We start from the raw sequence: 25,479 nt of genomic DNA, 5'->3' as shown, positions 1-25,479 counted from the left end.
GAGGATAGCTGCGCTGATGAAAGGTATGATCATGGAGGTGAGAGCGGCTGAAGTGCTGGCGCTACGAAGCGCCATTCTCCAACGAAACGCCGCGCTGCGCGAAACCGCGAACGTCGCGCCTACCACCAGCGCGGCTCGAGGCGTCGAAGAGGCAGGCACGTCAAGGACGAGTTTCGCGTCCACACTGACCCAGGCAATCCAGAAGGTGAATAGCCTTCAGGAGCAGGAGGATGTCGCCACGGAGTCCTACGAGCGCGGCGAAACCACCGATATCGCCACGGTCGCGCTCATCCAGCAGCGCGCGTCCGTCAGCTTCGAAGCCACGCTGCAGGTTCGCAACAAGGTGTTGTCGGCTTACAAGGACATCATGAACATGGCCCTATGAACTTAGCGCGGTGAGGTGTCGAACAGGGCAGCTAGGGCGATCAGTGCCGGAACAGGCCGCCAAGAAACCCGCCACGCTGATATCCTCCGTGGTGACCACCCCCATGATGGCCTTCGCCATGGTGACCCTCGCCATATCCCCACGGTGCGGGCTGGGCATATCCCGGCGCGGGACCCGGGCCTTGGGCCGGGTAGTTTGGTCCTGCTTGCGTCGGGGGGACAGACGCCTCGTAGGCGGCGTTGCGCTCGATGATCTTGTCGAGTTCGCCGCGGTCGAGCCAGATGCCCCGGCATTGCGGGCAATAGTCGATCTCGATCCCCTGCCGGTCGGCGAGGATGAGGTCCACCCGACATACCGGGCAGAGCAGGCCCTGCGCGCGTTGCGGCGTTGGAGCGGCCGCAGGTATCACGTCTGCCATGATCATGTCCTCGTACAAAGTTCAGCAATCGCCGACCAGCGACGGATGTTCAACGCTTGGCTGCGGGATCAGTAGCCATAATAACCGTAGCCACCGCGCCGATCGAAGCGCTCGCGCCGCTCATGCCGGCGTTCGCGCCACTCTTCGCGGGCGCGGCGGTCGTTGTATCGATAGTCTCGCCGGTCGTAGTTACGATAGTCGGCACCGCGATACGAGTCGTTATAACCGTAGCCGCCTCGATCCTGATAACCGCCATAGGCCCCATAGCCGCCATAGCCCGAATTGCCGCGATACGTCTGGCCCTGGGAGTAACCGCCATAGCCGTGCCCGTCCTGGGCCATCGCCACGCCGGGAACAGCCGCAGCAAGCGCGGCGGCGGCAACGATCAGAAAACGTTTCATGGGTCTTCTCCTCGGCAGGGATGACGGATCGTCACGCCTTAAGACAGGAACTAGGCTCCCCGCGATGAATGCAGCGGGAATAGAGCCGGCAGCACCTGTTCATCCCGCCGATGCGACACAAGCATCAATGGTTCCTTCCATGGCCTCCGCCATGGCCGCTCCCCCAAAGTGTCCGCCACCGAAGTCATGATGGTGAATTGACCGCAGGCCGATCCCTACGCCGATTGATCCGTAATAGGGCTAGCCGTAATAGCCGCCCGGATGATAGGAATTGTACCCACGGCAATACGACGCGTCGGAGATGGCCGCCACGCACGTCGGCGGGACGTTCGCCGCGCTGGGGCGGCGGCCTGGGAATCGACGGGTTCGGCCACTACCGCGCCAGGCGTATTGCAGGGCACGCGGTAATATGCATATCGTGGCGGGTAGGTAGTGGTCGCGCACCCGCCCAACAATGCGGCCGGAACGGCGCTCAGGCCGGCAAGCTTCAAGGCCCGAAACGACATCACGCTTTCCCGTCGCCGAATTAGGTCCCGAACGACTTAATCAGTTTGGCAAACCAAGGATGGGGCGGTGCCAAGGTAACGATGGCTGCAGCAACATCCCATTTTCGTCGCCATGAGAAATACTTGGCCTCTTTCGCCACCGATTCCCATATGATGCGCTCTTGTTGCGTTGAACTCGACGCGGGCCGAGCGGAGGATTTCGTGAACAGGAAGCACATACCGGCACTGGCGGGGATGATGGTCGTCATGCTGGCGGCATCACCCGTGCTCGCGCGTGACGAACACCACGGCGCCGGCGTCAGCTGGAGCGGCATGCATGGCGGGGTCAGCTGGGACGGCGGGCATGCTTATTCGGGCGGAGCCTACGGCGGCTACAGCTATGTCCCGCCGCCGCCCTACCGAGCGCCGGCCTACGCTCCTCCGAGCTATCCCAACTCATCCTATTCAGGGCCGAACGATCGACCGAGCTATCGTGCGGACGAACCGCATCGGGACTCTCCAATCAGCCTGGACCCATCCGACGCCCACCGAGATTACGGCCATGACGCGCAAATCCATAGCTCCGGTCATCGCGGCGGACGTTGAATATCGCTGCGTCGAGGAAATCGCGTGAGTCCGCCTGGCGACAGAAGATCGCAGCCCCGTCCGCATCGCGCGCTGCTTCTGCACAATCCGTCCGCCCGGAGCGGCGGTCGCGCGATCGACGCCGCGAAGGCGCTGAAGGCAGCGGGCATCGAGGTTAGGCTGGTTGAATGCCGCGATCCGCGCTTGGTATCGGCGCAAATTGCGTGGCACGCGTCGGACGTCGATCGCATCGTCGTGGCGGGAGGTGACGGCACCCTCAGCAACGCGGCGGCGGGGATCATCAAGGCGGGGCTGCCGTTGGGCATCATGCCGCTCGGAACGGCGAATGATCTCGCCCGAACCCTTGGGATTCCGGACGACCTCGAAGCCGCCGCGCGTCTGATCGTCGCTGGCAAGACGCGCCGGATCGACGTGGGAGAGGTGAACGGGCATTTGTTCTTCAACGTCGCGAGCATCGGCCTGAGCGCTGATCTTGCGGCGTGCCTCAGCCCGGAACTCAAGCGACGCTGGGGCAAGCTGGGCTATTCGCTCGCTGCGGCTAAGGTGCTGGTCGCCGGCCGACGTTTTCACGCACATATCATTGGGAGAGCCGGCGATGTTCGCGTGAAAACGATGCAGGTCGCTGTCGGAAACGGTCGCCACTATGGCGGGGGTTCGATCATTCATGAAGATGCAACGATCGATGACGGGCAGCTCGACCTTTACAGCCTCGAAAGCCGACGTGTCTGGGGTCTGCTCCTGAAACTGCGCGCTTTTCGCCGCGGGCAGCACGGTGCATGGAAGGAGGTCCGAACCGCCAAACAACCCGAGTTCGTCATCCATACCCGCCGCCCGCGTGCCGTGAATGCGGACGGTGAGCTCGTCACTCAAACGCCGGCTCATTTCCGCGTCCGGCCCCAAGCCGTGGATGTTTTCGCTCCATAGGGCGCATGACAGTCGATGATGGTGGATCGGCTATGCGATTAAGACCGGCGCCGTCTCCAATCCCGCGGGATCGCGGCTTCAAGCGCATCATCGACCGTGACGATCCCCAGCATCTTGTTGCTGGCATCGACCACCGGCAGGCAGAGTAAGTTGAAATCCGCCATACGAGTCGTCACCGCGATGATATCGTCTCCCGGCGAAGCGACCACAAGATGCGAGTCGGCCGCTTCGCGGAGCGGCGTTTCGGGGGCGGACTGTAAGGCGCGGACCAAACTAAGCGAACCTCCCAAGGTGCCATCGCTACGCAGCGTGTAGATCGTCGTCAGCACTTCGGGCTGATGCGTTGTTGCCGATCGAACAGCTTGAAGGGCGTCGCCGATCGTCTTGTCCTCTGCCAGCGTCAGAAAGTCAGGTCCCATAAGTCCGCCGGCCGTGGCCTCGTGATATCCGAGGAGGGTAAGAACCTTGGTTCTCTGAGCGTCTACCAATAAGTCGAGCACCCCTTGCCGCCGCTCTTGCACAAGGTCCATGATGGCATCCGCGGCGTCGTCGGCCCGCATACGGGAGAGAAGCTCCGCAACCTCCTCATCGCTTCGTGCGTGAAGTAATTTGGCCTGCTTATTGTCGTCCAGCTCCTCGAAAACATCGGCTTCCAGTTCCGGGTCCTCATGCACATGCGCCAGCAGGGCTTCCTCTTCCCGTGACGACGCGCTCTCGATGATATCCGCGATTTGGGCAGGCTTGAGCCTGGTCACGCGGCTGGAGGCCGAACGCGCGCTCGATTCACGCTGATCGCCCATCAACAGCAGGAACGAGTGCCAGTCTCGTGCGGGATGTTCCTCATGGCGCCCCAAATGAAACCAACCGCTTTTGTGGACGTCCAGGCCGGTCACAAGCCAACCCTCCCCCGACGATGCCAGCCTGACGTCATAGGCTTTGACTAGGGCGCTCCGAGCAACATCGATGAGGCGATTGCCGAGAACATTCTCCTTCAGCAGCAACTCGCCATCGCGACGCTCGAAGGGCCGCAAATCCACTCTTGCGGTACGCAGACGGATCGCCTTGGGGTCGATGCTGCTCACGTCGCTCATCGGCACGAAGTGTCCGGCATTGCCTATGCCGATCACAAGTCCCGATAGAAGGGGGTAATCATTATCGCGAAGCCGAGTGACCACATCCGAGAGCTTGCCTAGCATCCGCCCCGCGCCATCGATTACGGCGTGCTTGAGCAAGGACGATAAAGAAAGAGCTTCATCGGTTGCTGGATGTGCTGGACTGTCACTCACCTATGAGGTTCCTCATTGCGGCTCTGCCATCGAAACGGCCGCCTTGTTGATGGTAACCGGATCATCATCCGTGTCCAACGGCAAGTTGGTAGACGCGGAAGATGACCATGATCATCGCGACCAGCAGATAGCTCCGCAGGACCGTCAGGCCGATGCGGCTGCCCAGCGGCAACTTTGGGGCTGCGAGCAAGGCGAGTGGGGGCATGCGCCATGAGAGTCGCTGCGACTTGTCGATCGTCTTGGCCGTCGTCGCGCGCGGATGGAAGTGCTGGTAGCCTAAAATTACTGCGCCAGCCAAGAGCGACAACATCGTGCCCCCCGCCAGGATGTAGAGGATCACCTTGGCGTCGAGATTGGGATAGAGGACGCCGGCGGTCAGCACGAGCGACAGAACCACCAGGACCGCGATGATCGCAGCCGTGAAGATGTTCATGCCGCGACTGTTCACCCATGGCCCAAGCACCTCCTCGTCGTTGCACAGCAGGAGGAGGAACACTGTGGCGCTCGGCAGCAGCACTCCCGCCAACACCTGCACCCCCGTCGTGAGCAGGCCCAAGGGGCTTCCGGGTATCAGGACGATGACCGCGGAACCGACCAGAATGCCGACGAATGCCGCGTAGAAGCCCTTCGCGTCGGAAATCTTACGGTGAAGCGAATGCTTCAGACCGAGCACATCGCCCAGGGCATAGGAGGTCGACAAGCCGACGGCCGCCGCGCCGATGATCGATGCGTCGATGAGCGCCACAGCGAACAGGATGCCCGCGACCTTGCCGACATACTTTTCCAGGCCGCTCGCCACGCCGCCGGCATCGGTAAAATGGCCGAACTCGCTATGGCCTGCGAAGGTCGCCGCCGTGAACGCGATGATCGCCGTCGCGCCGACAATCACGATGACGATGCCGATCCACAGATCGATGCGCTCGTAACTCATGAAGCGCGGCGTGATGCGCTTGTCGATCAGATAGGATTGCTGAAAGAACAACTGCCACGGCGCGACGGTCGTCCCGACAATGCCGATGATCAGCAGCACCACCTTCGACAGGTCCGATCCTGCGGGGATGTTGGGAATGAGCAGGCCTCGGCCGACCTGGCCGAAGGTCGGATGGACCATGAACAAAATCGGGACCAGCAGGAGCGAACCGATCACCAGAGTCAGGCACACCCGCTCGAAACGTCGGAACGACCCGGTGCTCGCAGCCGCCACGACGATCGCGGCTGCAATCAGCACCCCGGCAATCTTCGGAAGGCCGAGATAGTCGAGTCCCAGGCTGATGCCGATGAACTCGGTCACGATGGTGAGCGCGTTGAGGATGAATAGGTCGATGACGCTGAACGCTCCCCAGAACTTTCCGAATCGCTCGAGGATCAGGCGCGCGTGACCGACACCGGCGACCACTCCCAGCCTGAGCACCATTTCCTGGTTGATGTAGAGCACCGGCACCAAGAGCAGCAGCACCCAAAGAAGGCTGGTGCCATAATTCTGACCCGCCTGGGCATAGGTGCCGAAGGCGCCTGCATCGTTGTCGCCGGTCATCACGATGAGGCCGGGACCAACCACCGCGAGCAGCGTCATGAACCTGGCTTTCAGTCCGGTGCGCGGGGCCTCATCACCTAGACGAATCGTGCCGAACGCCCCCTCGATGTCCCCCACATGCGCCGCGTCCAGCGCTGCTCCGGATTGGCCTTCGTTCTCGATTTCAGGCATAGGCGATGGTCCGGATGGAAAGGAACGATGTCGATGGCGAACAACGGGCAGGCGTAGCTTGCTCGCCAGATACCGCCAGCAACAACGACAACGCCAGCTTTCTTCTGCCAAGATCGATGAAGGCCGATCGGCGGTGACGGCTGGCGTAGCGCCTAGGGGAAAAACGTCGATCAAATGTCTTTTGGGGATGCAGACAGGTAAGCGCGTTGCGATGGGCAGATATCGACGAAGCTATTTTCTTACACCCCGCTCGACATCTCTTTCTAAACGAAAGCGGCGCCAGATCGGAAGCAGTCGCAGATTGGCGTTTGCGCTCGCCATATGTGCCCTGGTGATAGGTGGGTTCATGGTGGTTTCGCATCATTGATCCACCAAAAAGTTTGGGTGCAAACACGGTCCGCCCATAGATCTGTGGCCGGTCCAGGCGCGGAGTACAGGTTGTGGTAATAAGGCGGCGCGCGCACTGGTGGGAACTGCTGCTGCCTGCGGGCCTCTGGATTTGGGCGGGGAAATCAACGCTTTCTGCGGCGCGGATCTTCATGTGGACGGGCGTAGCACCCCGACGCCTCATCTTCCGGCTGTTTCGGCTATCCGGTCGCTTGTCTCGCACCGGATTCAACGTCTGGCGCGAGCGCCGGGGGAAGTGGCGGTAGGATCACCGCTTCCCCCGGACCCGCTGGTCTGGCCGCGACGGGCTGACGTGGCGGTCCCGCCATGCTATGGTCTACGGCCCGCTCACCGGCTTTTACCATGATCGAGACGACTATGCTCCATGATCATCGATTTCCCTATCCGCCGCCGAGGCGCGCGAGCCGATTCATTAGTCGGAATTGGCTGCCCGTAACGGTGGTCGCCGCCGGCGTAGCAGTTATGACTATCGCTTTGCTGGGGTTCAGTCTGATCGCGTGGGTTGGCAGCACCCTGCTGGCTGGATTCACCATGAGCTTCACGCTCTTTGCCCTTATCCGCTCGCGTCGCCAGATGGACCGATTGAAAAAGAGTGTGGATGTAACACTGACCCATATGTCGATAAACAGGGCGAAGAACCGCAAGGCGTCACGCTCCTAAGTCAGGATGTTCACTGCCCGAGCTGCAACCAGCCCTACTGTCAATAACGATATCGTCGCTTCGGCTGCCATCAGCAGCTTACTCTGAGCACTCAGAGGCATGGTGTCCGTAGGAGAAAATGCTGTCGCATTTGTAAAGGAAACGTAGAAATAGTCAATAAACCCTGGTGACCAAGCCGGGTCCTGATCTCCTGTCCCGGTCATCTGTGGAAAGAGAAAGTCAGGCCTCTTGTCATCGTGCAACCCAAGTCTCGCTGGCCCACCACGATCGATGTTCCAAAACCATAACGCAAAAACGATTATGTTCGTAAACCATATATTCATGGCGTCGATCAAGAGAGATTGCCCGCCTTTTGCGCCACCAAGCAGCTCTCTCGTGACGGATACCAATGCGTAGGAATTGAGTATCATAACTATCGCTGTCAGCAACAAGGCGAAATGGCGGATTAGCTTTCGGTGGCGACATATGATGTGCCAATGGCCGTCGCCCTCTGCATGACGAACCCGGCCTTGCGTCCACACGGTTGCGATCGACAAGGGAACGAGCATCGCGAGTTCAAAGGCGGGGGCCAACCACTTTGGCCCAAAAATGAGGTTGTTGTTGACGAACAAGAGTTGCAGACCTGCAATCAATGCTACAGCACCGCGTGCAAGCCAGAAGTCAAATGCGTGGCTCTGAAGTGAGACTTGAGAAGGGTGCATTTATGGAATCCATCTTGAATTAGCAAGATCGAGGTCTCTTACCAGGATCACCGCGCCGAACGCTCAACATTCTGTTCTCCTTACTGGATCGATAGCGGTGCTCTTCGACGCCTTTTATATAATGGTCGGTCACATGTCGGTCTGCTCGATTAACAGCAGCGCGAGGAAGCCAACGAAGAACATTGCACTAATGTCTGTCATTTCCCCACGCTCGTAGCGCTCGGTAACCACGTCCTCAGCTTGCTGTGTATCGTTCATTGTGTTGACAATGTTGTTCAGGGTGTCTCCGAAAGTAGCCGGTGCTTCCGCCACTGGCAGCTGCTACAGACCATGGTCGCGCACTCGCGCAAACATCATCACAGCCCCATGCGCTCTCTAGTTACTAGAGGGTCAAGGCGAATATCGCTTGCTGCTTCAATCTTCATCAGGTGGCTGCCACGACTGCACGACGCCGGTTGAGAATGAACCCGCCGGCCACCGCGACGAGCATGAGCAGTTGGGCGGCCATCGACTGCACGGTCGGGAAGATGCCCAGCATCGAGACACGGATTCCGCCGGCAAGCGGGGCAATGTCGATGATGCCGGCTTCCTGAAGCGCCGCCACACCCTTGCCGGCGAGTACGATGGTGAGCAGCGCCATCAGCCACGCGCTATAGGCGAAGAACTTTGCGATTGGCAGGTCGCGACTATAGCGCAGCAAGGCCCAGGCAATGAGGCCGAGCAGCAGGACCGCCGAGCCGGCGCCAGCCAGCATGACCCCGCCATTGCCCTGGGTCCAGAGCGCGGCATAAAACAGGATGGTCTCGAACACCTCGCGATAGACGACGATGAAGGCCAAGCCGAACAGGAACCAGGCCGATTGCCGTGACAGCGCGCGCGACATTTTTTCGCGGATGTAGCGCTGCCATTGGTCCGCCTGCGCCTTGCCGTGCATCCAGATCCCCACGGAGAGCAGGACGACGGCCGCGAACAACGATCCAAACCCTTCGGTGAGCTCCCGGCTCGCGCCACTGATCCCAATCACATAGGTTGCAACCGCCCAGGTCAGGCCGCCCGCCGCCAGCGCGCCGATCCAACCGCCATGGACATAGGGCAATACTTCGGGGCGCCCGGCCTTGCGGAGGAAAGCGATCATCGCGACCACGATCAGAAGAGCTTCCAAACCTTCGCGGAGCAGGATCGTGAAGGCGCCAAGGAAGGTCGATGCGCTGCTCGCGGCGTCCGGGGACAATGCCGCATCCGCGTCATCGAACAGACCGTTCAGCACCTGCACCCGCGTGGCGATGTCGGCCAGGGGCTGGCCTTGCTGGAGCGAGGCCCGAAATTCGCCCATGGCGCTTTCGATGTGGCCCATGAGCGTCGCATCGCGCGCGGTCAGCATCGGCTCGAGCGGCTCGAACCCGTCGAGATAGGCGGAGAGCGCGAGTTCCTGCGCAGCGTGGCGGTCGCCTGCGCGATAGGCCGCGAGGCTCAGTCCCAGCTTCGCGCGCGCGACATCAAGTGAGCCGGGAGCGTGCTGAACGACCGCTTCGGGGTGGCGGCGCAGATAGGCAATGACCGCATCGGCCTTGTCGACTCCCACGTCCTTGGCGAGGGCTTCCGGGGTCAGGCCGGCCAGGGCGATTAGATCGGGAATCTGCTGGCGAAGGCCGGGATCGGCTTTCCAGAGCCGTTCGCCTTCCTTGGCAGCCGCATCGGAAAAGGCAAAATGCCCTGCATAGAAGGCGAGAGCCCAGCGATCATCGGTCGGAAGCGATGAAAAGCTCTGCATCGCGGTGCCATCGATGCCCTGATCGATCACCTGATACAGCGCGAAAGGGCTGCGCTGGCGGGCGCGGACAACATCGGTGAACGCGATCGGCGGGGTGGCGAGCTTGGCGGCGTTCGGGCCACGGCCATCGCCGGCCATACCGTGGCAGCTCGCGCAATTTTGCGCAAAGAGCGTCGCGCCGCGGGCGAAATCGGGCGCCTTGGCCGGTGCTAGCGGGACCGGATAGGCTTTGAGCAGATCGGCGGCGAGACCATGGGCAAGATCGGCAACCTGACTCGGCGAGCCCTTGGCGGCGACGACAGCCTGAAGCCGTACCGCACGATTGATGAGCTTGCTGCGCTCGGGTGTTGGCGGCAGCGTCGCGAGGCGCGCGGAGACCGACGCTGCAAACTCGGTCATTTCGCTATACTCGGACGCGCTCTTGATCTTGCCGGCGGAGACCGCGCCGCCATAGTCCACGGCCATATAGTCGAGCAGCCGCCATGCGGTCTGAACGTCAGCCGTTTCGGCTTGGGCGATGGCGCTTGCGCCCAGTGTACAGGCCGCAGCACCAAGCACCGCCAACATGCGGAGCACCCATCGGTGGAGTGAGGGTAATCGCCCGCGAATCGGAAAAAGGCGAAGGCTGTTCGAGGACGTAAACATCCGCTTCCTTTAGACCCTCTAGCAGCTAGAGGGTCAAGCAGTTTTGCGACTAGCTTGCATTAGCGGAGCTAACCGCAGGCGCAATCCTGAGTCTGCCGCCCTCCTAGCCGCCCGCCGCGGAATCCGGCGCCAGGGTTTCGATGATGCGGCATTCCGAAATCGTGCCGTGTCCACACTGGACAATCACGCTGCTTAATTCAGACCGTAGAGTATTCAGATCCCGAAGCTTTCGGTCGATCTCGGCAAGATGTTCGCGAGCGATCGTGTCCACAGCCTTGCAAGAGATGTCCTTCTGGTCAGCGAGCTTGAGAAGCTCCTGGACCTGGCCTATCGAGAAACCCAGCGCGCGTGCGCGGCGGATGAAGCTGAGCCGTGCGAGATGCTGCGCGGAGTAGGCCCGATAATTGCCCTTGGTCCGCCCCGGTGGGGCAAGCAAGCCCACACTCTCATAGTAGCGAATTGTCTCTACCTTGGTTCCGGTCGCGGTGGCGAGCTTTCCGATGCTGAGCAGCTCGACGGACATATCGTTTGACCCTCTAGTGACTTGAGGCTTTATAGAGGATGTCATGTCGAAGAGTCGAGGTGACGATATGGTCGAGCAAACCGACGCGCGCGCTACAGCGATGGGCCGCTGGCGGCGCTTCAAGGTCCGCGGGCTCGACTGCCAGAATGAGGTTCGGCTTCTCAAGGAGGTCCTCGTCCCCCTTTTCGGAGACGAGCAGCGTCTGTCGTTCCAGCCGAAGCACGGTTTCCTTGATGTCGACGTCGACTCCGGCATCGGGGTGGAGGCAGTGATCGAGGCCGTATCGACCACCGGGATGACAGCCGAATTGATCACAGCGGATGCGTTCGCCGAGGATAAAACAGAGGCCGGCGGTTGCAGCGGCTGCTCGAGCGAACCGGCGCCTGTCGAACAGATGCTTCCCGACCGTCCGGATAGCGCCATCTTCAAAATCCACGGCATGGACTGCGGTGACGAAGTCGCGGTTCTCAAGCGCGAAGTCGGGCCGGTCGTTGGGTTGGAGAACCTGTCATTTGATCTCATCAATGGCCGCATGTCCGTCGCAGGGCCTTCGGACGCCGTAGATCATGCCGGAATATTGAAGGCGGTCGAGCGCAGCGGTATGCGCGCCGAACTCTGGAAAGACGGCGAGAACAGTGCCGGTGCGCAAAGCGAGCAGCGTCGGCGCCGCATCCAGGCGGCGCTGACGATCGCCAGCGGCGTGCTGGTCGCGGCCGCCTTTGCGATCCATGTCCGCGCAAGCGGCCTCGCAGCGGTGCTGCACGAGAATCTGGCCCGAGAGGCTCATCCGCCCCTCCTCGCCATGCTCGCCTATTCCCTGGCGATCCTCGCGGCGGTTCGATACGTCGCCCCCAAGGCGGTCCTCGCGGCGCGGCGGCTCCGGCCGGACATGAACCTGCTCATGATCGTCGCGGTGGCCGGTGCTCTTGGTATCGGGCAATGGTTCGAAGCGGCGACGGTCGCGTTCTTCTTCGCCCTCGCCCTCGCGCTCGAGGCATGGAGCCTCGGACGTGCCCGCCGCGCCGTCGCCGCGCTCATGGACATCGCGCCCGACACTGCCCGGATACGGGATGCCGCAGGCGTCGAGAAGGACGTGCCGGTCGCTGACGTCGCGGTCGGCACGCAGGTGATCGTTCCGCCCGGCGGAAAGATTCCGCTCGACGGGCACGTGGTTGCGGGGACGAGCGCGGTCGATCAGGCGCCGATTACGGGCGAGAGCATCCCCGTCACCGTCGCGCAAGGCGCAACGGTCTTTGCCGGGACTATCAACGGCATGGGCGCGATCGAGATCGTAACAACCCGGCCCGCCTCCGACACGACGCTCGCGCGCATCGTGCGTATGGTCGGCGAGGCGCAGAGCAAGCGGGCGCCGACCGAGCAGTGGGTAGAACGTTTCGCGCGGATTTACACGCCGGTCGTGATGGCGCTTGCGCTAGCGGTATTCCTCGTGCCGCCGCTTCTTCTCGGGGGCAGTTGGGCCGCCTGGTTTTATCAGGCGCTGGTTCTGCTCGTCATCGCCTGCCCTTGCGCCCTGGTCATCTCGACCCCTGTCAGCATCGTCGCGGGGCTGACCGGCGCGGCCAGGCAGGGCGTGCTGGTCAAGGGAGGCGTCCATCTCGAGACGCCTGCCCGCATCACCGCGATCGCCATGGACAAGACGGGGACGCTTACGCTTGGACGTCCCAAGGTGGTCGAGCTGGTCCCGCTTGGCGGCCGGGACGAGCTTGAACTGCTCGCGGTTGCGGCGGCCATCGAAGCACGAAGCGAGCACCCCATTGCGCGAGCCATTTTGGATGCCGCGGTGGAACGCGGTGTTGACGTGATCCCCGCAAAGGCGGTGACGGCGTTGCCCGGAAAAGGAATCGTTGGCGCTGTCGACGGTCGCGAGGTCTGGGTCGGATCCCCGGGCTATCTAGGAGAGCGACTTGGAGACGGCAGAGGTGATGCGCTAGCCGTCCAACTGGCTCGCCTTGCCGCAGCCGGACTGACCGGGATCGTTGTCGGTGAGGCAAAGTCGGTCATCGGATTGATTGCAGTCGGTGACGCGGTGCGTCCCGAGGCGCGGCGGATCGTCGCGCAACTGCATGAACTTGGCGTCGCGCAGATCGTCATGCTGACCGGAGACAGTCGTGCGCCTGCCCAAGCCATCGCGCGTGACACCGGCGTGGATGAGGTTCACGCCGAACTGCTTCCCGAACAGAAGGTCGCGGCGATAGAAAGGCTGGTGGCGCAGCACGGACTTGTCGCCATGGTCGGTGACGGCGTCAACGACGCGCCGGCGATGGCGCGCTCCGGCCTCGGTGTCGCCATGGGCGCGATTGGCAGCGATGCAGCGATCGAAACGGCGGATATCGCGCTTATGCAGGACGATCTCTCCCGCCTGCCGTGGCTCATTCGGCATTCGAGGGCGACGCTCGCCGTGATCCGGCAGAACATCGGCTTCTCGCTGGCGGTAAAGCTTGTTTTCGCAGGCATGACACTGATCGGCATGGCGTCGCTCTGGGGCGCCATCGCTGCGGATGTCGGCGCTTCGCTGCTGGTCGTGCTCAACGGTATGCGCCTTGTCGGTCGCGATCAGCGGGTTCGATAATTCGGCTACCCAGGCAGCGAAGCGGCGATCTTCGCTTACCCACCACCCAATAGGACCGCACTGCTATGACCGGACAATGTGCCGCGGGCATCGACACGGGCTTCGTGACACTGGGCTATGCCAAGGTCGCCATACTGGGAGTGGTGCAAGGCATCACCGAACTTCTGCCGATTTCGTCAACAGCCCATATGCGGGTCGTCCCGGCTCTGTTGGGATGGCGGGATCCCGGCTCGGCTTTTTCAGCCGCGATGCAACTCGCCGCGCTCGCCGCCGTGATCAGCTATTTCTGGCAGGATGTACGCCGCCTGGTAGTTGGTTCGGTATCGGCAATCGGCCGTCGGCAGTTCGCCGAGCCAAATCTTCGTCTGGCGATCTGGATCGCTCTCGCGACGGTTCCGATCGTGCTGGCGGGCGCTCTGTTGTCGAACAGCCTCAATACATGCAACTCGCCCTTTCGCGCCCTGTCCGTGATTGGTTGGGCCTGTATTGCGATGGCGGTGCTGATGGGTCTCACCGAGATTCTGGCACGCCACGGCCGCAGCGTTGAGAAGGCATCGCTGGTTGACGCGCTGCTCGTCGGGCTTGCGCAGGTCGGTGCCCTCATTCCAGGCGTATCGCGCTCCGGATCAACGCTCACCGCCGCGCTCGCGCTCGGATTCAAGCGGGAGGAAGCAGCCCGATTCTCCTTCCTGTTGGGCGTTCCGGCTATCGCTCTGGCGGGATCGAAGGAGTTATGGGAGCTGCACAAGGCCCATCTCGATATGCATGGCTGGTCCGTTCTGGCGGTCGGCCTGGTTGTCGCGTCCGTTTCAGCATTCGCCGCGATCTGGGCGCTGATGCGCGTCCTTGAGCGGTTCTCCGCCTGGCCGTTCGTCATCTATCGGGGAATGCTGGGCGTTCTTCTGCTCGTTGCGACCGCCAACGCCTGGCTCGTTTGAATGGGGCGGCTTTGACAGGCCGCGTCAGAGGCGCCGCTAGCTGCGTTCAGCCCATCCGCCGACCAAAATCACCAGCTCGCAACCTCTCCAATGACGAGCAGGTCAGAATCCCATTTTACGTCTCCCGCGCTCCGCCAGTCCCGAATCTTTTTGAATTGCTCATAGCACGCCGAGTTGCTGGTACGTAGGAACGCTAAATGTCGACGCTTGATGATCAACTCCGCCACGCCGTGCGCTTGGTAGCCCTGTTCAACCTCGCCTATTTCGGGATCGAGTTCGCGGTGGCGACCAGAATCGGCTCGGTGTCGCTGTTCGCCGACAGCGTCGATTTTCTCGAGGACGCCGCGGTCAACTTCCTGATCTTCGCCGCCCTCGGCTGGGACCCGCGCCGCCGCGCCAGGGTCGGGATGGCGCTGTCGGCGATCCTGCTGGCGCCCGCGCTCGCGCTGCTCTGGACGCTCTGGCAGAAGTTCAACCTGCCGGTGCCGCCAGCGCCGGTTCCGCTGTCGCTGACCGCGCTCGGCGCGCTCGCCGTCAACCTGCTCTGCGCCTTCCGTCTCGTCACCTATCGCCATCATGGCGGCAGTCTGACGAAAGCGGCGTTCCTCTCGGCGCGCAACGACGCCTTCGCCAATATAGCGATCATCGGTGCCGCACTGGCGACGGCCCGGAGTCATTCGATCTGGCCCGACATCGTGGTCGGGCTTGCGATTGCCGCGATGAACATGGATGCGGCACGCAAGGTTTGGGAAGCGGCGCGCGATGAACATCGCACCGCCGAGCCTTGAGCTGCGGCCAGCCTCACCGCCTGAGCGCACTTAATGCGGGTGCGGATGGCGATGATGCAAGTCGGGATAATGAGTATGTTTGTGGATCATGGGCAGGTGGCGATGCCGGTGACTGTGCGGCTCGCCCGACACGATGCCGGGCGGATGGTCATGCCGGTGATGAACGTCATGGACGTGACGATGCTCATGCTCGAGCGCCTCGTGTGCGTGGCCATGGCCATGCGATTCGGTCAGGTGTAGCCAGAGCCCGATAGCCATTAAGATCCCGGCGGCTACGAGCTGCATTGTAACCGGTTCATCAAAGAGGACGATAGCCAGCAGCGCGCCGATGAAGGGCGCGGTCGAGAAATAAGCGCCTGATCGCGCCGTCCCGAGGTGCCGCAAGGCAAGCACAAACAGCACCAGGCTGACCCCATAACTGAAAAAGCCGATCAGCCCTGCACCCGCAATCACCGGCAGGGCTGGAAGCGATGCACCCAGCGTGAAAGCGAGTAGGAGATTGACGGCACCTGCCGCCAATCCCTTGAGCATTGCGATCTGCACAGGATCGGCACCACTCAGCTTGTGCGTGAGATTGTTGTCTATGCCCCAGGCGAGACAGGCGCCGGCGATCGCAAGTGTGCCGAGACCACCACCGGCGGGGCCTCCGCGCCAGGACAGCAACACCGCGCCGCCCAGAATCGCTGCCGCACCAATCAGCAAGCGTCGATCGACATTCTCTCGGAAAACCAGCCAAGCGATGGCGAGAGTGGCCAGACCTTCAAGATTGAGCAGCAGCGACGCTGTGGACGCTGGCGTCGTCACCAGTCCCGCCATCAGCAGAACCGGCGCGATTGCTCCACCGCACAGGATGACGAGCGCCAGCCAAGGCAGGTCGGACCGGAGAAGCGAAGCTTCCGCCGGGCCGCTCCCCAACGTCTTGCGAGCGGTATGAACGATCGCGAGGCCGATGCCCGAGCCTAGATAGAGCAGACTCGCCAGCAGCCAGGGGCTGACTCCGTTGCCCAGCGCCAACTTGGCCAATGGTGTGCTCGCGCCGAACAGGATGGCTGACAGAATCGCCGGCAACACGCCCGGCGCGAGCACCTTTGGATATCGACTCACACGATGAATCCTGAACTGCAAAGCCTTATCATAGCGCCGGACAGGCCGGTGCCATAATCAGCTAGTCAGGGCTGCTTGTGGATGGCGGTCACCTCACCGGCGCTGCCGGTCAATGAGACGTCGAAATCGACCTTGTCGCCGACCTTGGCAGTTTCGGTGATCGCGGGCGCTGCCTTGAACGCCATCGTCATCGCTGGCCATTTCGCTTCGGGGATCGGGCCATGATTGAGCGTGATCGTGCCCGCGGCCTTGTCGATCGCGGTGACTGTGCCGTGACCCTTGGCCTTGATCGCTGATGTCGCTGAGGGCTCCATCGCCATATTGCCCATGTCGCCGCTCATGGCTGCGGCGGGCGCCGTCTGGTTGGTCTCGGCCGCAACGGGTGTCTCTGCTTTCTTGCCGCACGCGGCGGTCAATGCGGCGAGGCCGAGGACAATAGTCAGTCGTACATAATGCATGGTCATCTCCATCTTAAAGCCGGCTACGGCGTGGCCGTCGAATCAAATTCGAGTGCTTTTGGGGAGCTTCTATTTCGTTCGAACTGCGGTCACCTCGGCGGCCATGCCCTGGGTTCGGACATCGAACCCAATCGTCTGACCCACGCTGAGACCGTGAAGCAGTGTCGGGGAGCTGGCCTTGAAGGTCATCGTCATGGCCGGCCAACTTACTGAGGGGATCGCGCCGTGGCGGATCGTCAGCGTATTGGCCTTCGTGTCGATCGCGGTGATGACACCCGTGCCTTGTCCGGTCTTCGCAGCCGGCGCCGGGTGATCCATGCCGGCCATGCCAGGCATGGCTTTCATATCGCTCATCGTTTGGGCGATTACGGGCGCGGCGCTGAGACCACCGAAGGCAAGCATTACGGTCAGATATATTCTCATGACTCACTCCTGTGCTGAGAGGTTGGGACGGTGTCGGAATGGCGGTGTTTCGGGCGACGCAGCAGCAGATAGGCGGCAGGAAGTACGAACATCGACAGCAGCGGTGCGGTCAGCATGCCGCCGATCATGGGAGCCGCGATCCGGCTCATCACCTCCGAGCCCGCGCCCGATCCGAGCAGGATCGGCAACAGGCCGGCGAGGATCACCGCGACCGTCATCGCCTTGGGCCGGACGCGGAGCAGCGCGCCTTCGCGCACCGCCGCCTCGATCTGCGCGGCATCCGGATCGGTATCGCGCTCCTCCAGTGCGTTCTTCAGATAGATCAGCATGACCACGCCGAACTCGGCCGAAACGCCGGCGAGCGCGATGAACCCGACCCCGGTCGCGACCGACTGGTTGAAGCCGAGCAGGTAGAGCGTCCAGATACCGCCGGTGAGCGCGAACGGCAAAGTCCCCATGATCAGAGCCGCCTCGTCGAACCTGCCGAAGATCATGTAGAGCAGCACGAAGATGATCAGCAGCGTCGCGGGGACGACGAGCTTGAGCTTGTCGACCGCGCGCTGGAGATATTCGAACTGGCCCGAATAGGCGATGCTGACGCCGGGCGAGAGCTTGACCTGTTTCGCCACCGCACGCTGGAGGTCGCCGACCACCGAGGCGAGATCGCGCCCGCGCACATCGACATAGACCCAGGTCGAGGGCCGGGCGTTCTCGGTCTTGAGCATCGGCGGTCCTTCGGCGATCGATATGGTCGCGACCGTGCCGAGTGTGATCTGTTGGCCCGAAGGGGTTAGGACCGGGAGAGTGCGCAAGCCTTCGAGGCTGTCGCGCAGCTCGCGCGGATAGCGTACGCTGATCGGATAGCGGGCCAACCCTTCGACGGTCTCGCCGATCGTCTCGCCGCCGATGGCGCCCGAGACGATGGATTGCACGTCGGCGATGTTGAGCCCGAACCGTGCGGCGGCAGCGCGGTCGATATCGACATCGACATAGCGTCCGCCGGTCAGTCTTTCCGCGAGTGCCGAGCTGACCCCCGGAACCGTCTTCGCCACCGTCTCGACATCATGCGCTATGCGATCGAGCTGGACGAGATCGGCGCCGGAGACCTTGACCCCGATCGGGCTCTTGATGCCGGTCGCAAGCATGTCGATGCGGTTACGGATCGGCGGCACCCACACATTGGCGAGGCCGGGGAGCTTCACCGCCCGGTCGAGTTCGTCGACAAGCTTGTCAGGCGTCATGCCCGGACGCCATTGATCGCGTGGCTTGAACTGGATGGTCGTCTCGAACATCTCCAGCGGCGCCGGATCGGTCGCCGTTTCGGCGCGCCCGGCCTTGCCAAACACGCTTTCCACTTCGGGCACCGTCTTGATCAGTCGGTCGGTCTGCTGGAGCAGCTGCGCGGCTTTAGCGGCAGATAGGCCCGGCAAAGCCGAGGGCATGTAGAGTAGGTCGCCTTCGTCCATGTTCGGCATGAACTCGCCGCCGAGCCGGGAGAGCGGCCAGGCCGTGGTCGCGAACACCAAAGCGGCGATCAGCAGCACCGTCTTGGGCCGCTGCATCGTCCAGTCGATCGCTGGCCGGTAGAGGTTGGTCAGCCAGCGATTGACCGGATTGGCCTGCTCGGCCGGGATGCGGCCGCGGATCAGCCAGCCCATCAGGATCGGCACCAGGGTCACCGACAGGATTGCCGCCGACGCCATCGCATAGGTCTTGGTGAAGGCGAGCGGCGCGAACAGCCGGCCTTCCTGCGCTTCCAGCGTGAACACCGGAATGAAGGAGAGCGTGATGATCAGCAGGCTGAAGAACAACGCAGGGCCGACCTCGGCGGCGGCCTCCGTGACGACGATCCAGCGCATCTCGCACTCGAGATGCTTGTCCGGGTGTTCTTGCTCCCATCGCTCGATCTTCTTATGGGCATTCTCGATCATGACGACCGCTGCATCGACCATCGCGCCGATGGCGATGGCGATGCCGCCCAGTGACATGATGTTGGCGTTCACCCCCTGTAACCGCATCACGACAAACGCCGCCAGCACCCCCAAGGGAAGGGTCAAGATCGCGACCAGCGCCGAGCGGACATGCCAGAGGAACAGGCCGCAGACGATGGCGACGACGATGAACTCCTCGACCAGCTTGTGGGTGAGGTTCTCGACAGCGCGATCGATGAGCTGCGAGCGGTCATAGACCGTCACCACCTCGACACCCGGTGGCAGGCTCTTCCTGAGATCGGCGAGCTTGTCCTTGACTGCCGTGATCGTTTCCCGGGCGTTCTTGCCCGAGCGCAGGATCACGACGCCACCGGCGACCTCGCCTTCGCCGTTCAACTCGGCGATGCCCCGCCGCATCTCCGGGCCGATCTGGATCGTGGCGACGTCACCCAGCCGTACCGGCACGCCACCTGCAGCGGTGCGCAGCGGGATCGCCCGGAAGTCGTCGAGCGTCTTCAGATAGCCCGAGGCGCGGACCATATATTCCGCCTCGGCCATCTCCAGCACCGAGCCGCCCGCTTCCTGATTGGCCTGCTGGATCGCCTGGACCGCCTGCTGGTGGGTGATCCCGTAGGCGGCCAGCTTCACCGGATCGAGCAGCACCTGGTACTGCTTGACCATGCCGCCGATGCTGGCGACCTCGGCAACACCGGGAACGGTCTTCAGTTCGTAGCGCAGGAACCAGTCCTGAAACCCGCGAAGCTGGGCCAGATCGTGCTGGCCGGTCCGGTCGACGAGAGCATATTCATAAACCCAACCGACCCCGGTCGCGTCCGGCCCCAACGCACTGCGCGCGCTGGCCGGCAGGCGACCCTGCACCTGATTGAGATATTCGAGCACGCGGCTGCGCGCCCAATAGAGGTCGGTGCCGTCCTCGAAGATCACATAGACGAAGCTGTCGCCGAAGAAAGAATAGCCACGCACCGTCTTGGCGCCCGGCACCGACAGCATGGTAGTGGTGAGCGGATAGGTGACCTGATTCTCGACGATCTGCGGCGCCTGGCCGGGGTAGCTGGTGCGGATGATGACCTGTGTGTCGGAGAGGTCCGGCAGCGCGTCGATTGCGGTCGATCGCACCGCCCAGACGCCCGCGCCGATAAGGGCCAGCACACCGATCAAGACGAAGAAGCGGTTCCTGACCGACCAGCGGATGAGGTGGGCGATCACTGGCCGGAAACCTTCGTCATACGCCGGATCGTCGGTCCGGCCGGTGGCTGGTCGAAGCCGAACCGGACGCGGTCGCCCGTCCTCAGGCCCCGCGCGACGTTTGGATCCGGAAGCTGGAAGGTCATCGTCATCGCCGGCCAGCTGATCGCCGGCACTGGCTCGTGGCTCAGCGTCACCGAATTGGCGGAGAGCTGCTCGATTTTGCCCACGGTCTCGTAGAGCGCGGCGGTAGCTGCGGGTTTGCCAACTGCCATCGGCACACCGCCACCGATCGGCCGTGCCTGCACGCCGGAAAGACTAGCCTCGGAGTCGATCAGGAACTGTCCCGAGGCGATGACCTTCTCGCCTTCGGAGAGCCCAGCGAGGATCTCGGTGTCGTCCCCGGATTCCCTGCCGGTTTGCACCTCGGCCGGCCGGTAGCGGCCCTTGTCGAGCGCAAGCATCACTAATGTCCGCTTGCCGGTGCGGATAAGCGCCTCGGACGGCACGATCAGCGCCGGTTGCGCGCCGCCGCCGAACGACACCGTAGCGAACATGCCCGGGCGCAGACGACCACCACGATTGGGTAGTTCGATCCGCACGGTGAGCGTGCGGCTGTCGGCCTGTGTCGTAGGCAGGATCGCCGAGACACGGCCCGACAACGTCTCGCCGGGGAATGCGGCAAGCGTGGCCTGCACGGTTTGCCCGGGCTTGAGCGGCCCCGCGATGGCTTCGGGCACGGCAGCATTGAGCCAGACCGTGCCAAGGCCGTTGACCTCGGCGAGCGTCTGTCCTGCCGTCATGGTCATGCCGGCCCGCACATCCAACGTCTTGATGACACCGCCGGTCGGCGTGGAAATCGTGATGACATTGTGCGGCCGACCCGTTCGCTCGACCGATGCGACCGTGCCGGACGGCATGCCAAGCAGCATGAGCCGCTGGCGCGCTGCCTGGATCAACGCAGCGTTCCCGGTGCGGCGGACCGCCAGGAACTCAGCCTGTGCGCCACCCCATTCGGGGACGAGCAGGTCGGCGAGTGGGGCACCGGCGCCGATGATGTCGCCGGGTGCCCGAGCATAGACCCTTTGAACGAACCCGCCAGCGCGCGCCTGGACGATCGCGACATCGCGCTGGTTGAAGTCGATCGTGCCGGTGGCGGTCAGGCTGCTGGCCAGCTCACCGCGCCGGACTGCCGCGGTGCGAAGTCCTAACGTCTGTGACGTCGCCGGATCAATCCGCACGCCGGGCGCGTCGCCCCCGCCCTCGTCGGCAAATTTGGGAACCAACTGCATATCCATGAACGGCGACTTGCCCGGCTCGTCGAAATGCTGGGACGGCACCATCGGATCGTACCAGTAGAGCACCTTCCGACCGGCATCGGCTGTTTGCGCAGGAGGGGCTTCGCTCCCGCCGAGATGGGCAATGCCATAACCCGCGCCACCGGCAACGAGTGCGAGTGCTGCGGCGGCAAGACCCAACCGGGCGTGCGGTGATATCTCAAGGCTCATCGGTCTTCGCTCCGGTAGGTGAGGGTCAGCCGGGCGCCGTCGGCGGCGACCAGGGCTTCGCGGTCGAGGACAGTGAGGGTGGCGTCGGCGAGCGCGGCATAGGCGTCGGCGATATCGACCAGGCTGGCGCGCCCCGCTCCGTAGCTGGCGGTCTCCAACTTCACGCGCTGCTCTGCGAGCGGCTGCAGCGTTCCTTGCGCGCGCATCCATTGTTCGTGGTGCATGACATGGTCGGCGATATCGGCATCGAGGTCGGCAGCAAGCGCGCGGCGCGCGGCTTCGCGTTCGGCCAGAACGCGCCCGGCATTGGCCTGGGCTGCGGCGATTCCGGCGTTCTGACGATTGCGGGTGAAGAACGGCAGGCTGACCGTCACGCCGGCCGAGACATAGTCGCCGAAACGGGGATCGCGTCGCTGATAGGCGACATTCACGCCGAAGTCCGAACGCCGACCCGCATCCGCCACACGCACATCGGCGTCCGCCTGGCCGGCCTGGGCATCGATCATCTGGATGGTCGGATGGCGATCGAGGCCGATACGCAGCTCGGCCGCATCGATCGGGAATTCGGGGATCGGGCCGGCGATCTCGGGCGCGGGGTCGCCGGTCCAGCGGGTCAGCGTCGCGCGTGCTCGCGCTACGTTCGAGACGAGCTCGCTGCGGCGATCCTGCATCGCCGCGACCGCCTGCTGACCGGCAAGCGTCTGTGCCGGCCGGGCGTTACCCGACGCGACCGCGCTCGTCGTGGTCCCTACCACGCGCTCGAGGCGGGACAGAACATCGTCGAGTGCGGCAAGCCTGCGTTCGGCATAGGCCAGATTGATCCAGGCAAGCGCGGTGCCAACCTCGACGGTGCGCGCCTCGACGGCGGAATCGGCCTCGGCCGCCTTGATGTCGCTGTCGGCGCGCGCCTGCAGCGCATGGCGCTTGGCGAGATTGGGAATGTCCTGACTGACCCCGACCCGCGCCATCGTGAAGTCGTCACGATTGGGCTCGAACGCGAGCGGTCCAGAGATCGGAAAGCTCTCGACGCCCACAGCCAGCGTCGGATCGGGCAGCGCGCCCGCTGCGCCACGCGCGGAACGCGCGGCATCGGTGCCAAGTGTCTTCGCTCGAATGGATGGAGCATCATGCTTCGCCTGGCGAAGCGCCGCATCGAAGGTAAGCGGACCGGCGAACGCAATTCCGGGAATCGCCGCGAGCAGCGGCGCGCAAAGAAACAATCGCATGCAAAACTCCTGATCGGAGGGCCGGGCCGGTGGCGCGCGCTATGACAGGCACATCAGTGGCGGCGGAATGGGGGGCATCCCGCCGCCACTGCTGGCCTAGCCGTCTATGCGACCTGAAGCGGCCAGAACCTGTGCCTAGCCGGCCGAAGGGGCCGACGAAGGCGATGCCATGCTATGAATCTCCTTCATGCAGTCTGCGGCACTCATCTTCATCATGTCGCAGTTGCAGTTCGCCATTTGCGGAGCATCCGGCACCCAGACGCGCCGTTGACCCTGGAGCGGCGCACGCGGTCCATATTGCGGAACCGACTTCCACTCATAATGGCCAGACTGCTGGCTGTGGTCGGGCTCGCCGGCGAATGCGGCGACGGGTGCGGCGAGGGCTACGCCCAGCAGCGCATAGAAAATACGGTTTTTCATGACTGTAATCCTTTGGCAAATCATCGTGGTAGCCGCAGATCAGACGGGATGTTTGGGTGCGCAAAAGGCGCAACGATCCTGTCGGCCTGACGGCCGGGTTCGATCAGCCAAGGAGCGTCGGTGGTTCCGGTTCGGGCGTAAGGTCACTGCCGTGCAAGACAGTGGTGGTCGTCCAGAAGGCCAAGGGTGAACCAGTCGCGGGCACCGCAAGCGTTGGTGCGTCGTTGCGAACCGCCATGGGAATGACACAGCCCATCGCGGCGATGCAGGCGAGCGTCATGCCCTTGCAGGGTTTCTGCGCAGGCTTCTGTTGCTGCGCCATCATCTTCATGCAGTCTTCGGACATCCCTGCCGTGGCCATCCCGGTCATCACCGTCGGTGCGGACAACACAGGCGACGCCGATGCAAAGGCACCTTCCTGGCCGAGCAGACCGATCAGGGCTCCGAGAAGGAGAAAGAGATGAAGGGCACGTTTCACAGCTATAACCGAATACGCCAATATTGATCCAAGAGCAACGCCATGCTCATCCGCCGTGGCGCGCGTAAATGGTTTCGCGGCCGGCACCAAAGGCTATGACATTGAACGGCTGAACCGGCTGCCCGGGGACTTCCATGCCTGGTGATCCGAGAGGCATGCCCGCTACGGCGAGACCGCTCACACCACGCGGACGCTGCGCGAGAACGCGCTTCATGTCCGCGATCGGGACGTGTCCCTCGAAAACCATGCCATCGACGATCGCTGTATGGCACGATGACCGTCGAGCGGGCACCCCATGCGCGCGCTGAAAGGCGGATCGCTGCTGATCGTCGATGATGGATAGGCGCCGGCCGAATTGCTGGCGAACCTGGGCGGCCCATTTCTCGCAGCACCCACAGCCCGGATCGCGATGCACGACGATAGGTACAGCCGCGGCACTGGCGACCGAGAGAGACGCGGCGAACGCAGCAAGAGCGATTTTGAGTGTCATATAAACCTTCGGTGATCCCCCCTCGTTTTGACGGGGAAAAGCTTTACTGCGGGCGCTTACGATGAGCTCTCAACCAGCCCTGAAGCTCGCCTACTTCTCGCGTCTGCTCGCTAACCGTCTTGTTCGCCATCATCCGAACCCGAGCGTCCTTTGTGTCGCGCAAGACGATGCGTGACATCGCGATCGCGCCGCGATGATGCTCGATCATCTTTCGAACCCAGGTTTCCGTCGCGTCGCTGCCCATCGCGGACATCATCTTCTGATGCATCTCCATCTCGGCCGGCGGATACGGGTTGGCCGGCGTGGGGTTCATCATCTGGCCCATGTCCATCTTCGAATGGTCCATGCCCTGCATTTGCGCGATCGCGGGCGTGGCCAACAATCCGACGATCATGACGGCGATTATTTTCTTCACAATTCTCTCCTCATCGCCCCGCATTGTTAATACGCGCGAGCGCGCCATTACCCTCGCCAGGCCGCGCAAATTTCCGAGAATGGGATTACGAAACCTACTTACGGGCAAGAATAGCCTTCATCTCATCAATCTCCCGCCGCTGCGATTCCTCGATGCCGCCGCACAGACGGACGATCTCCGGATCTTTCAATGACGCTTCACGGCACATGAGGATTGCCCCGGAATGATGTGGAATCATCGAACGCAGGAATGCCGTATCGCCGATCGTCGTTTGCGTACGGATGAGCGCGAACGATCCGACAAATATTGCAACCGAGCCGATCAACAGGACCACATTTACGGTCTTCGACGGAAACATATGGCCCATGGCGAGGATCATCAGCGCCACCATCGGCGCGACCATCATCAGCGTCATGTAGACCATGTTGAGGTTGTTGTAGAAGCTCCCCAGACTGTCGATCATGACAAACATCACCAAATACATGATGATGCCGCCGACAAGGGTCTGGAGGGCGAGGCTCGCATACGCATTTTTCATCATTGGTCGTCTCCTTTGGTCCCCGCCCAGCTACTCTCCGCGGTTCGT

The 25,479-nt window shown here is 62.8% G+C and carries 26 protein-coding genes; 7 read left to right on the top strand and 19 right to left on the bottom strand.

What is annotated here, in order from left to right; translation table 11 throughout:
* Positions 1–25: 25 nt before the first annotated feature.
* Positions 26–385, top strand: coding sequence for a flagellar hook-basal body complex protein FliE (fliE, locus tag ACM61V_RS18040; protein ID WP_419714340.1), 360 nt, complete (start codon positions 26–28; stop codon positions 383–385).
* Between the two features lie 40 nt (positions 386–425).
* Here fliE and ACM61V_RS18035 read toward each other — a convergent pair whose 3' ends face one another.
* Together ACM61V_RS18035 and ACM61V_RS18030 are read right to left on the bottom strand one after the other, a co-directional pair.
* Positions 426–803 (bottom strand): zf-TFIIB domain-containing protein, encoded by a 378-nt coding sequence (locus ACM61V_RS18035; protein WP_419714339.1) that lies wholly within the window; start codon positions 801–803, stop codon positions 426–428.
* Positions 804–871: 68 nt separating this feature from the next.
* On the bottom strand, positions 872–1,204 hold the full coding sequence (locus tag ACM61V_RS18030) for a hypothetical protein (protein ID WP_419714338.1): 333 nt from the start codon (positions 1,202–1,204) through the stop codon (positions 872–874).
* 707 nt (positions 1,205–1,911) lie between these two features.
* On the opposite strand from ACM61V_RS18030, the gene ACM61V_RS18025 reads away from it, so the two are divergent.
* Both ACM61V_RS18025 and ACM61V_RS18020 read left to right on the top strand, forming a co-directional pair.
* A complete protein-coding gene (locus tag ACM61V_RS18025; protein ID WP_419714337.1) occupies positions 1,912–2,295 on the top strand; it encodes a hypothetical protein in 384 nt (127 codons plus the stop codon).
* A 24-nt stretch (positions 2,296–2,319) separates the two neighbouring features.
* The gene (locus ACM61V_RS18020) at positions 2,320–3,219 is read left to right on the top strand and encodes a lipid kinase (protein ID WP_419714336.1); all 900 of its coding nucleotides are present in this window, start codon (positions 2,320–2,322) and stop codon (positions 3,217–3,219) included.
* A gap of 38 nt (positions 3,220–3,257) precedes the next feature.
* Here the strand turns inward: ACM61V_RS18020 and ACM61V_RS18015 are convergent, their stop codons facing one another.
* The gene (locus tag ACM61V_RS18015) at positions 3,258–4,505 is read right to left on the bottom strand and encodes a magnesium transporter MgtE N-terminal domain-containing protein (protein ID WP_419714335.1); all 1,248 of its coding nucleotides are present in this window, start codon (positions 4,503–4,505) and stop codon (positions 3,258–3,260) included.
* A 64-nt stretch (positions 4,506–4,569) separates the two neighbouring features.
* Complete coding sequence (locus ACM61V_RS18010; protein ID WP_419714334.1) at positions 4,570–6,210, bottom strand: NRAMP family divalent metal transporter; 1,641 nt, start codon at positions 6,208–6,210, stop codon at positions 4,570–4,572.
* Positions 6,211–6,960: 750 nt separating this feature from the next.
* Between ACM61V_RS18010 and ACM61V_RS18005 the strand changes: the two genes are divergently transcribed.
* The gene (locus ACM61V_RS18005; protein ID WP_419714333.1) at positions 6,961–7,278 is read left to right on the top strand and encodes a hypothetical protein; all 318 of its coding nucleotides are present in this window, start codon (positions 6,961–6,963) and stop codon (positions 7,276–7,278) included.
* Here ACM61V_RS18005 and ACM61V_RS18000 read toward each other — a convergent pair.
* The 4 genes from ACM61V_RS18000 to ACM61V_RS17985 form a co-directional block, all read right to left on the bottom strand.
* Positions 7,275–7,979 (bottom strand): hypothetical protein, encoded by a 705-nt coding sequence (locus ACM61V_RS18000; protein ID WP_419714332.1) that lies wholly within the window; start codon positions 7,977–7,979, stop codon positions 7,275–7,277. The genes ACM61V_RS18005 and ACM61V_RS18000 overlap by 4 nt on opposite strands.
* A 129-nt stretch (positions 7,980–8,108) precedes the next feature.
* Positions 8,109–8,291, bottom strand: a complete 183-nt coding sequence (locus ACM61V_RS17995; RefSeq protein ID WP_419714331.1) for a flagellar hook-basal body complex protein FliE — start codon at positions 8,289–8,291, stop codon at positions 8,109–8,111.
* 112 nt (positions 8,292–8,403) lie between these two features.
* Complete coding sequence (locus tag ACM61V_RS17990; RefSeq protein WP_419714330.1) at positions 8,404–10,317, bottom strand: FTR1 family protein; 1,914 nt, start codon at positions 10,315–10,317, stop codon at positions 8,404–8,406.
* 181 nt (positions 10,318–10,498) lie between these two features.
* Positions 10,499–10,918: a MerR family transcriptional regulator gene (locus ACM61V_RS17985; RefSeq protein ID WP_021243431.1), complete on the bottom strand. Its 420-nt coding sequence runs from the start codon at positions 10,916–10,918 to the stop codon at positions 10,499–10,501.
* A gap of 43 nt (positions 10,919–10,961) precedes the next feature.
* On the opposite strand from ACM61V_RS17985, the gene ACM61V_RS17980 reads away from it, so the two are divergent.
* The 3 genes from ACM61V_RS17980 (at position 10,962) to ACM61V_RS17970 (ending at position 15,234) form a co-directional block, all read left to right on the top strand.
* Positions 10,962–13,508, top strand: coding sequence for a heavy metal translocating P-type ATPase (locus tag ACM61V_RS17980; RefSeq protein ID WP_419714329.1), 2,547 nt, complete (start codon positions 10,962–10,964; stop codon positions 13,506–13,508).
* 65 nt (positions 13,509–13,573) lie between these two features.
* Positions 13,574–14,446, top strand: a complete 873-nt coding sequence (locus ACM61V_RS17975; protein WP_419714328.1) for an undecaprenyl-diphosphate phosphatase — start codon at positions 13,574–13,576, stop codon at positions 14,444–14,446.
* A 197-nt stretch (positions 14,447–14,643) separates the two neighbouring features.
* Positions 14,644–15,234, top strand: coding sequence for a cation transporter (locus tag ACM61V_RS17970; protein ID WP_419714327.1), 591 nt, complete (start codon positions 14,644–14,646; stop codon positions 15,232–15,234).
* A gap of 30 nt (positions 15,235–15,264) precedes the next feature.
* Here the strand turns inward: ACM61V_RS17970 and ACM61V_RS17965 are convergent, their stop codons facing one another.
* From ACM61V_RS17965 to ACM61V_RS17915, 11 genes are all read right to left on the bottom strand, one after another.
* Positions 15,265–16,338, bottom strand: a complete 1,074-nt coding sequence (locus tag ACM61V_RS17965) for a DMT family transporter (protein ID WP_419714326.1) — start codon at positions 16,336–16,338, stop codon at positions 15,265–15,267.
* A gap of 65 nt (positions 16,339–16,403) precedes the next feature.
* Positions 16,404–16,796: a copper-binding protein gene (locus ACM61V_RS17960; RefSeq protein ID WP_419714325.1), complete on the bottom strand. Its 393-nt coding sequence runs from the start codon at positions 16,794–16,796 to the stop codon at positions 16,404–16,406.
* Positions 16,797–16,865: 69 nt separating this feature from the next.
* Positions 16,866–17,219, bottom strand: a complete 354-nt coding sequence (locus ACM61V_RS17955) for a copper-binding protein (RefSeq protein WP_419714324.1) — start codon at positions 17,217–17,219, stop codon at positions 16,866–16,868.
* Positions 17,216–20,377, bottom strand: coding sequence for an efflux RND transporter permease subunit (locus ACM61V_RS17950; protein ID WP_419714323.1), 3,162 nt, complete (start codon positions 20,375–20,377; stop codon positions 17,216–17,218). The genes ACM61V_RS17955 and ACM61V_RS17950 overlap by 4 nt, the downstream gene beginning before the upstream one ends.
* A complete protein-coding gene (locus tag ACM61V_RS17945; protein WP_419714322.1) occupies positions 20,374–21,864 on the bottom strand; it encodes an efflux RND transporter periplasmic adaptor subunit in 1,491 nt (496 codons plus the stop codon). The genes ACM61V_RS17950 and ACM61V_RS17945 overlap by 4 nt, the downstream gene beginning before the upstream one ends.
* Positions 21,861–23,090 (bottom strand): TolC family protein, encoded by a 1,230-nt coding sequence (locus ACM61V_RS17940; RefSeq protein ID WP_419714321.1) that lies wholly within the window; start codon positions 23,088–23,090, stop codon positions 21,861–21,863. The genes ACM61V_RS17945 and ACM61V_RS17940 overlap by 4 nt, the downstream gene beginning before the upstream one ends.
* Positions 23,091–23,225: 135 nt before the next feature.
* Positions 23,226–23,510 carry a hypothetical protein gene (locus tag ACM61V_RS17935; protein ID WP_419714320.1) on the bottom strand — a complete coding sequence of 95 codons (285 nt, stop codon included), beginning with the start codon at positions 23,508–23,510 and terminating at the stop codon, positions 23,226–23,228.
* Positions 23,511–23,613: 103 nt separating this feature from the next.
* On the bottom strand, positions 23,614–23,988 hold the full coding sequence (locus ACM61V_RS17930) for a hypothetical protein (protein WP_419714319.1): 375 nt from the start codon (positions 23,986–23,988) through the stop codon (positions 23,614–23,616).
* 46 nt (positions 23,989–24,034) lie between these two features.
* Positions 24,035–24,478 (bottom strand): DUF411 domain-containing protein, encoded by a 444-nt coding sequence (locus ACM61V_RS17925; protein ID WP_419714318.1) that lies wholly within the window; start codon positions 24,476–24,478, stop codon positions 24,035–24,037.
* Between the two features lie 43 nt (positions 24,479–24,521).
* The gene (locus ACM61V_RS17920; RefSeq protein ID WP_419714574.1) at positions 24,522–24,917 is read right to left on the bottom strand and encodes a DUF305 domain-containing protein; all 396 of its coding nucleotides are present in this window, start codon (positions 24,915–24,917) and stop codon (positions 24,522–24,524) included.
* A gap of 70 nt (positions 24,918–24,987) precedes the next feature.
* Positions 24,988–25,434, bottom strand: a complete 447-nt coding sequence (locus tag ACM61V_RS17915; protein WP_419714317.1) for a DUF305 domain-containing protein — start codon at positions 25,432–25,434, stop codon at positions 24,988–24,990.
* Positions 25,435–25,479: the final 45 nt, after the last annotated feature.

Source organism: Sphingomonas sp. TX0543 (assembly GCF_048565505.1).
In the GTDB taxonomy this organism is placed as follows: domain Bacteria; phylum Pseudomonadota; class Alphaproteobacteria; order Sphingomonadales; family Sphingomonadaceae; genus Sphingomonas.
This window is presented reverse-complemented; position numbering and strand designations above follow the sequence as displayed.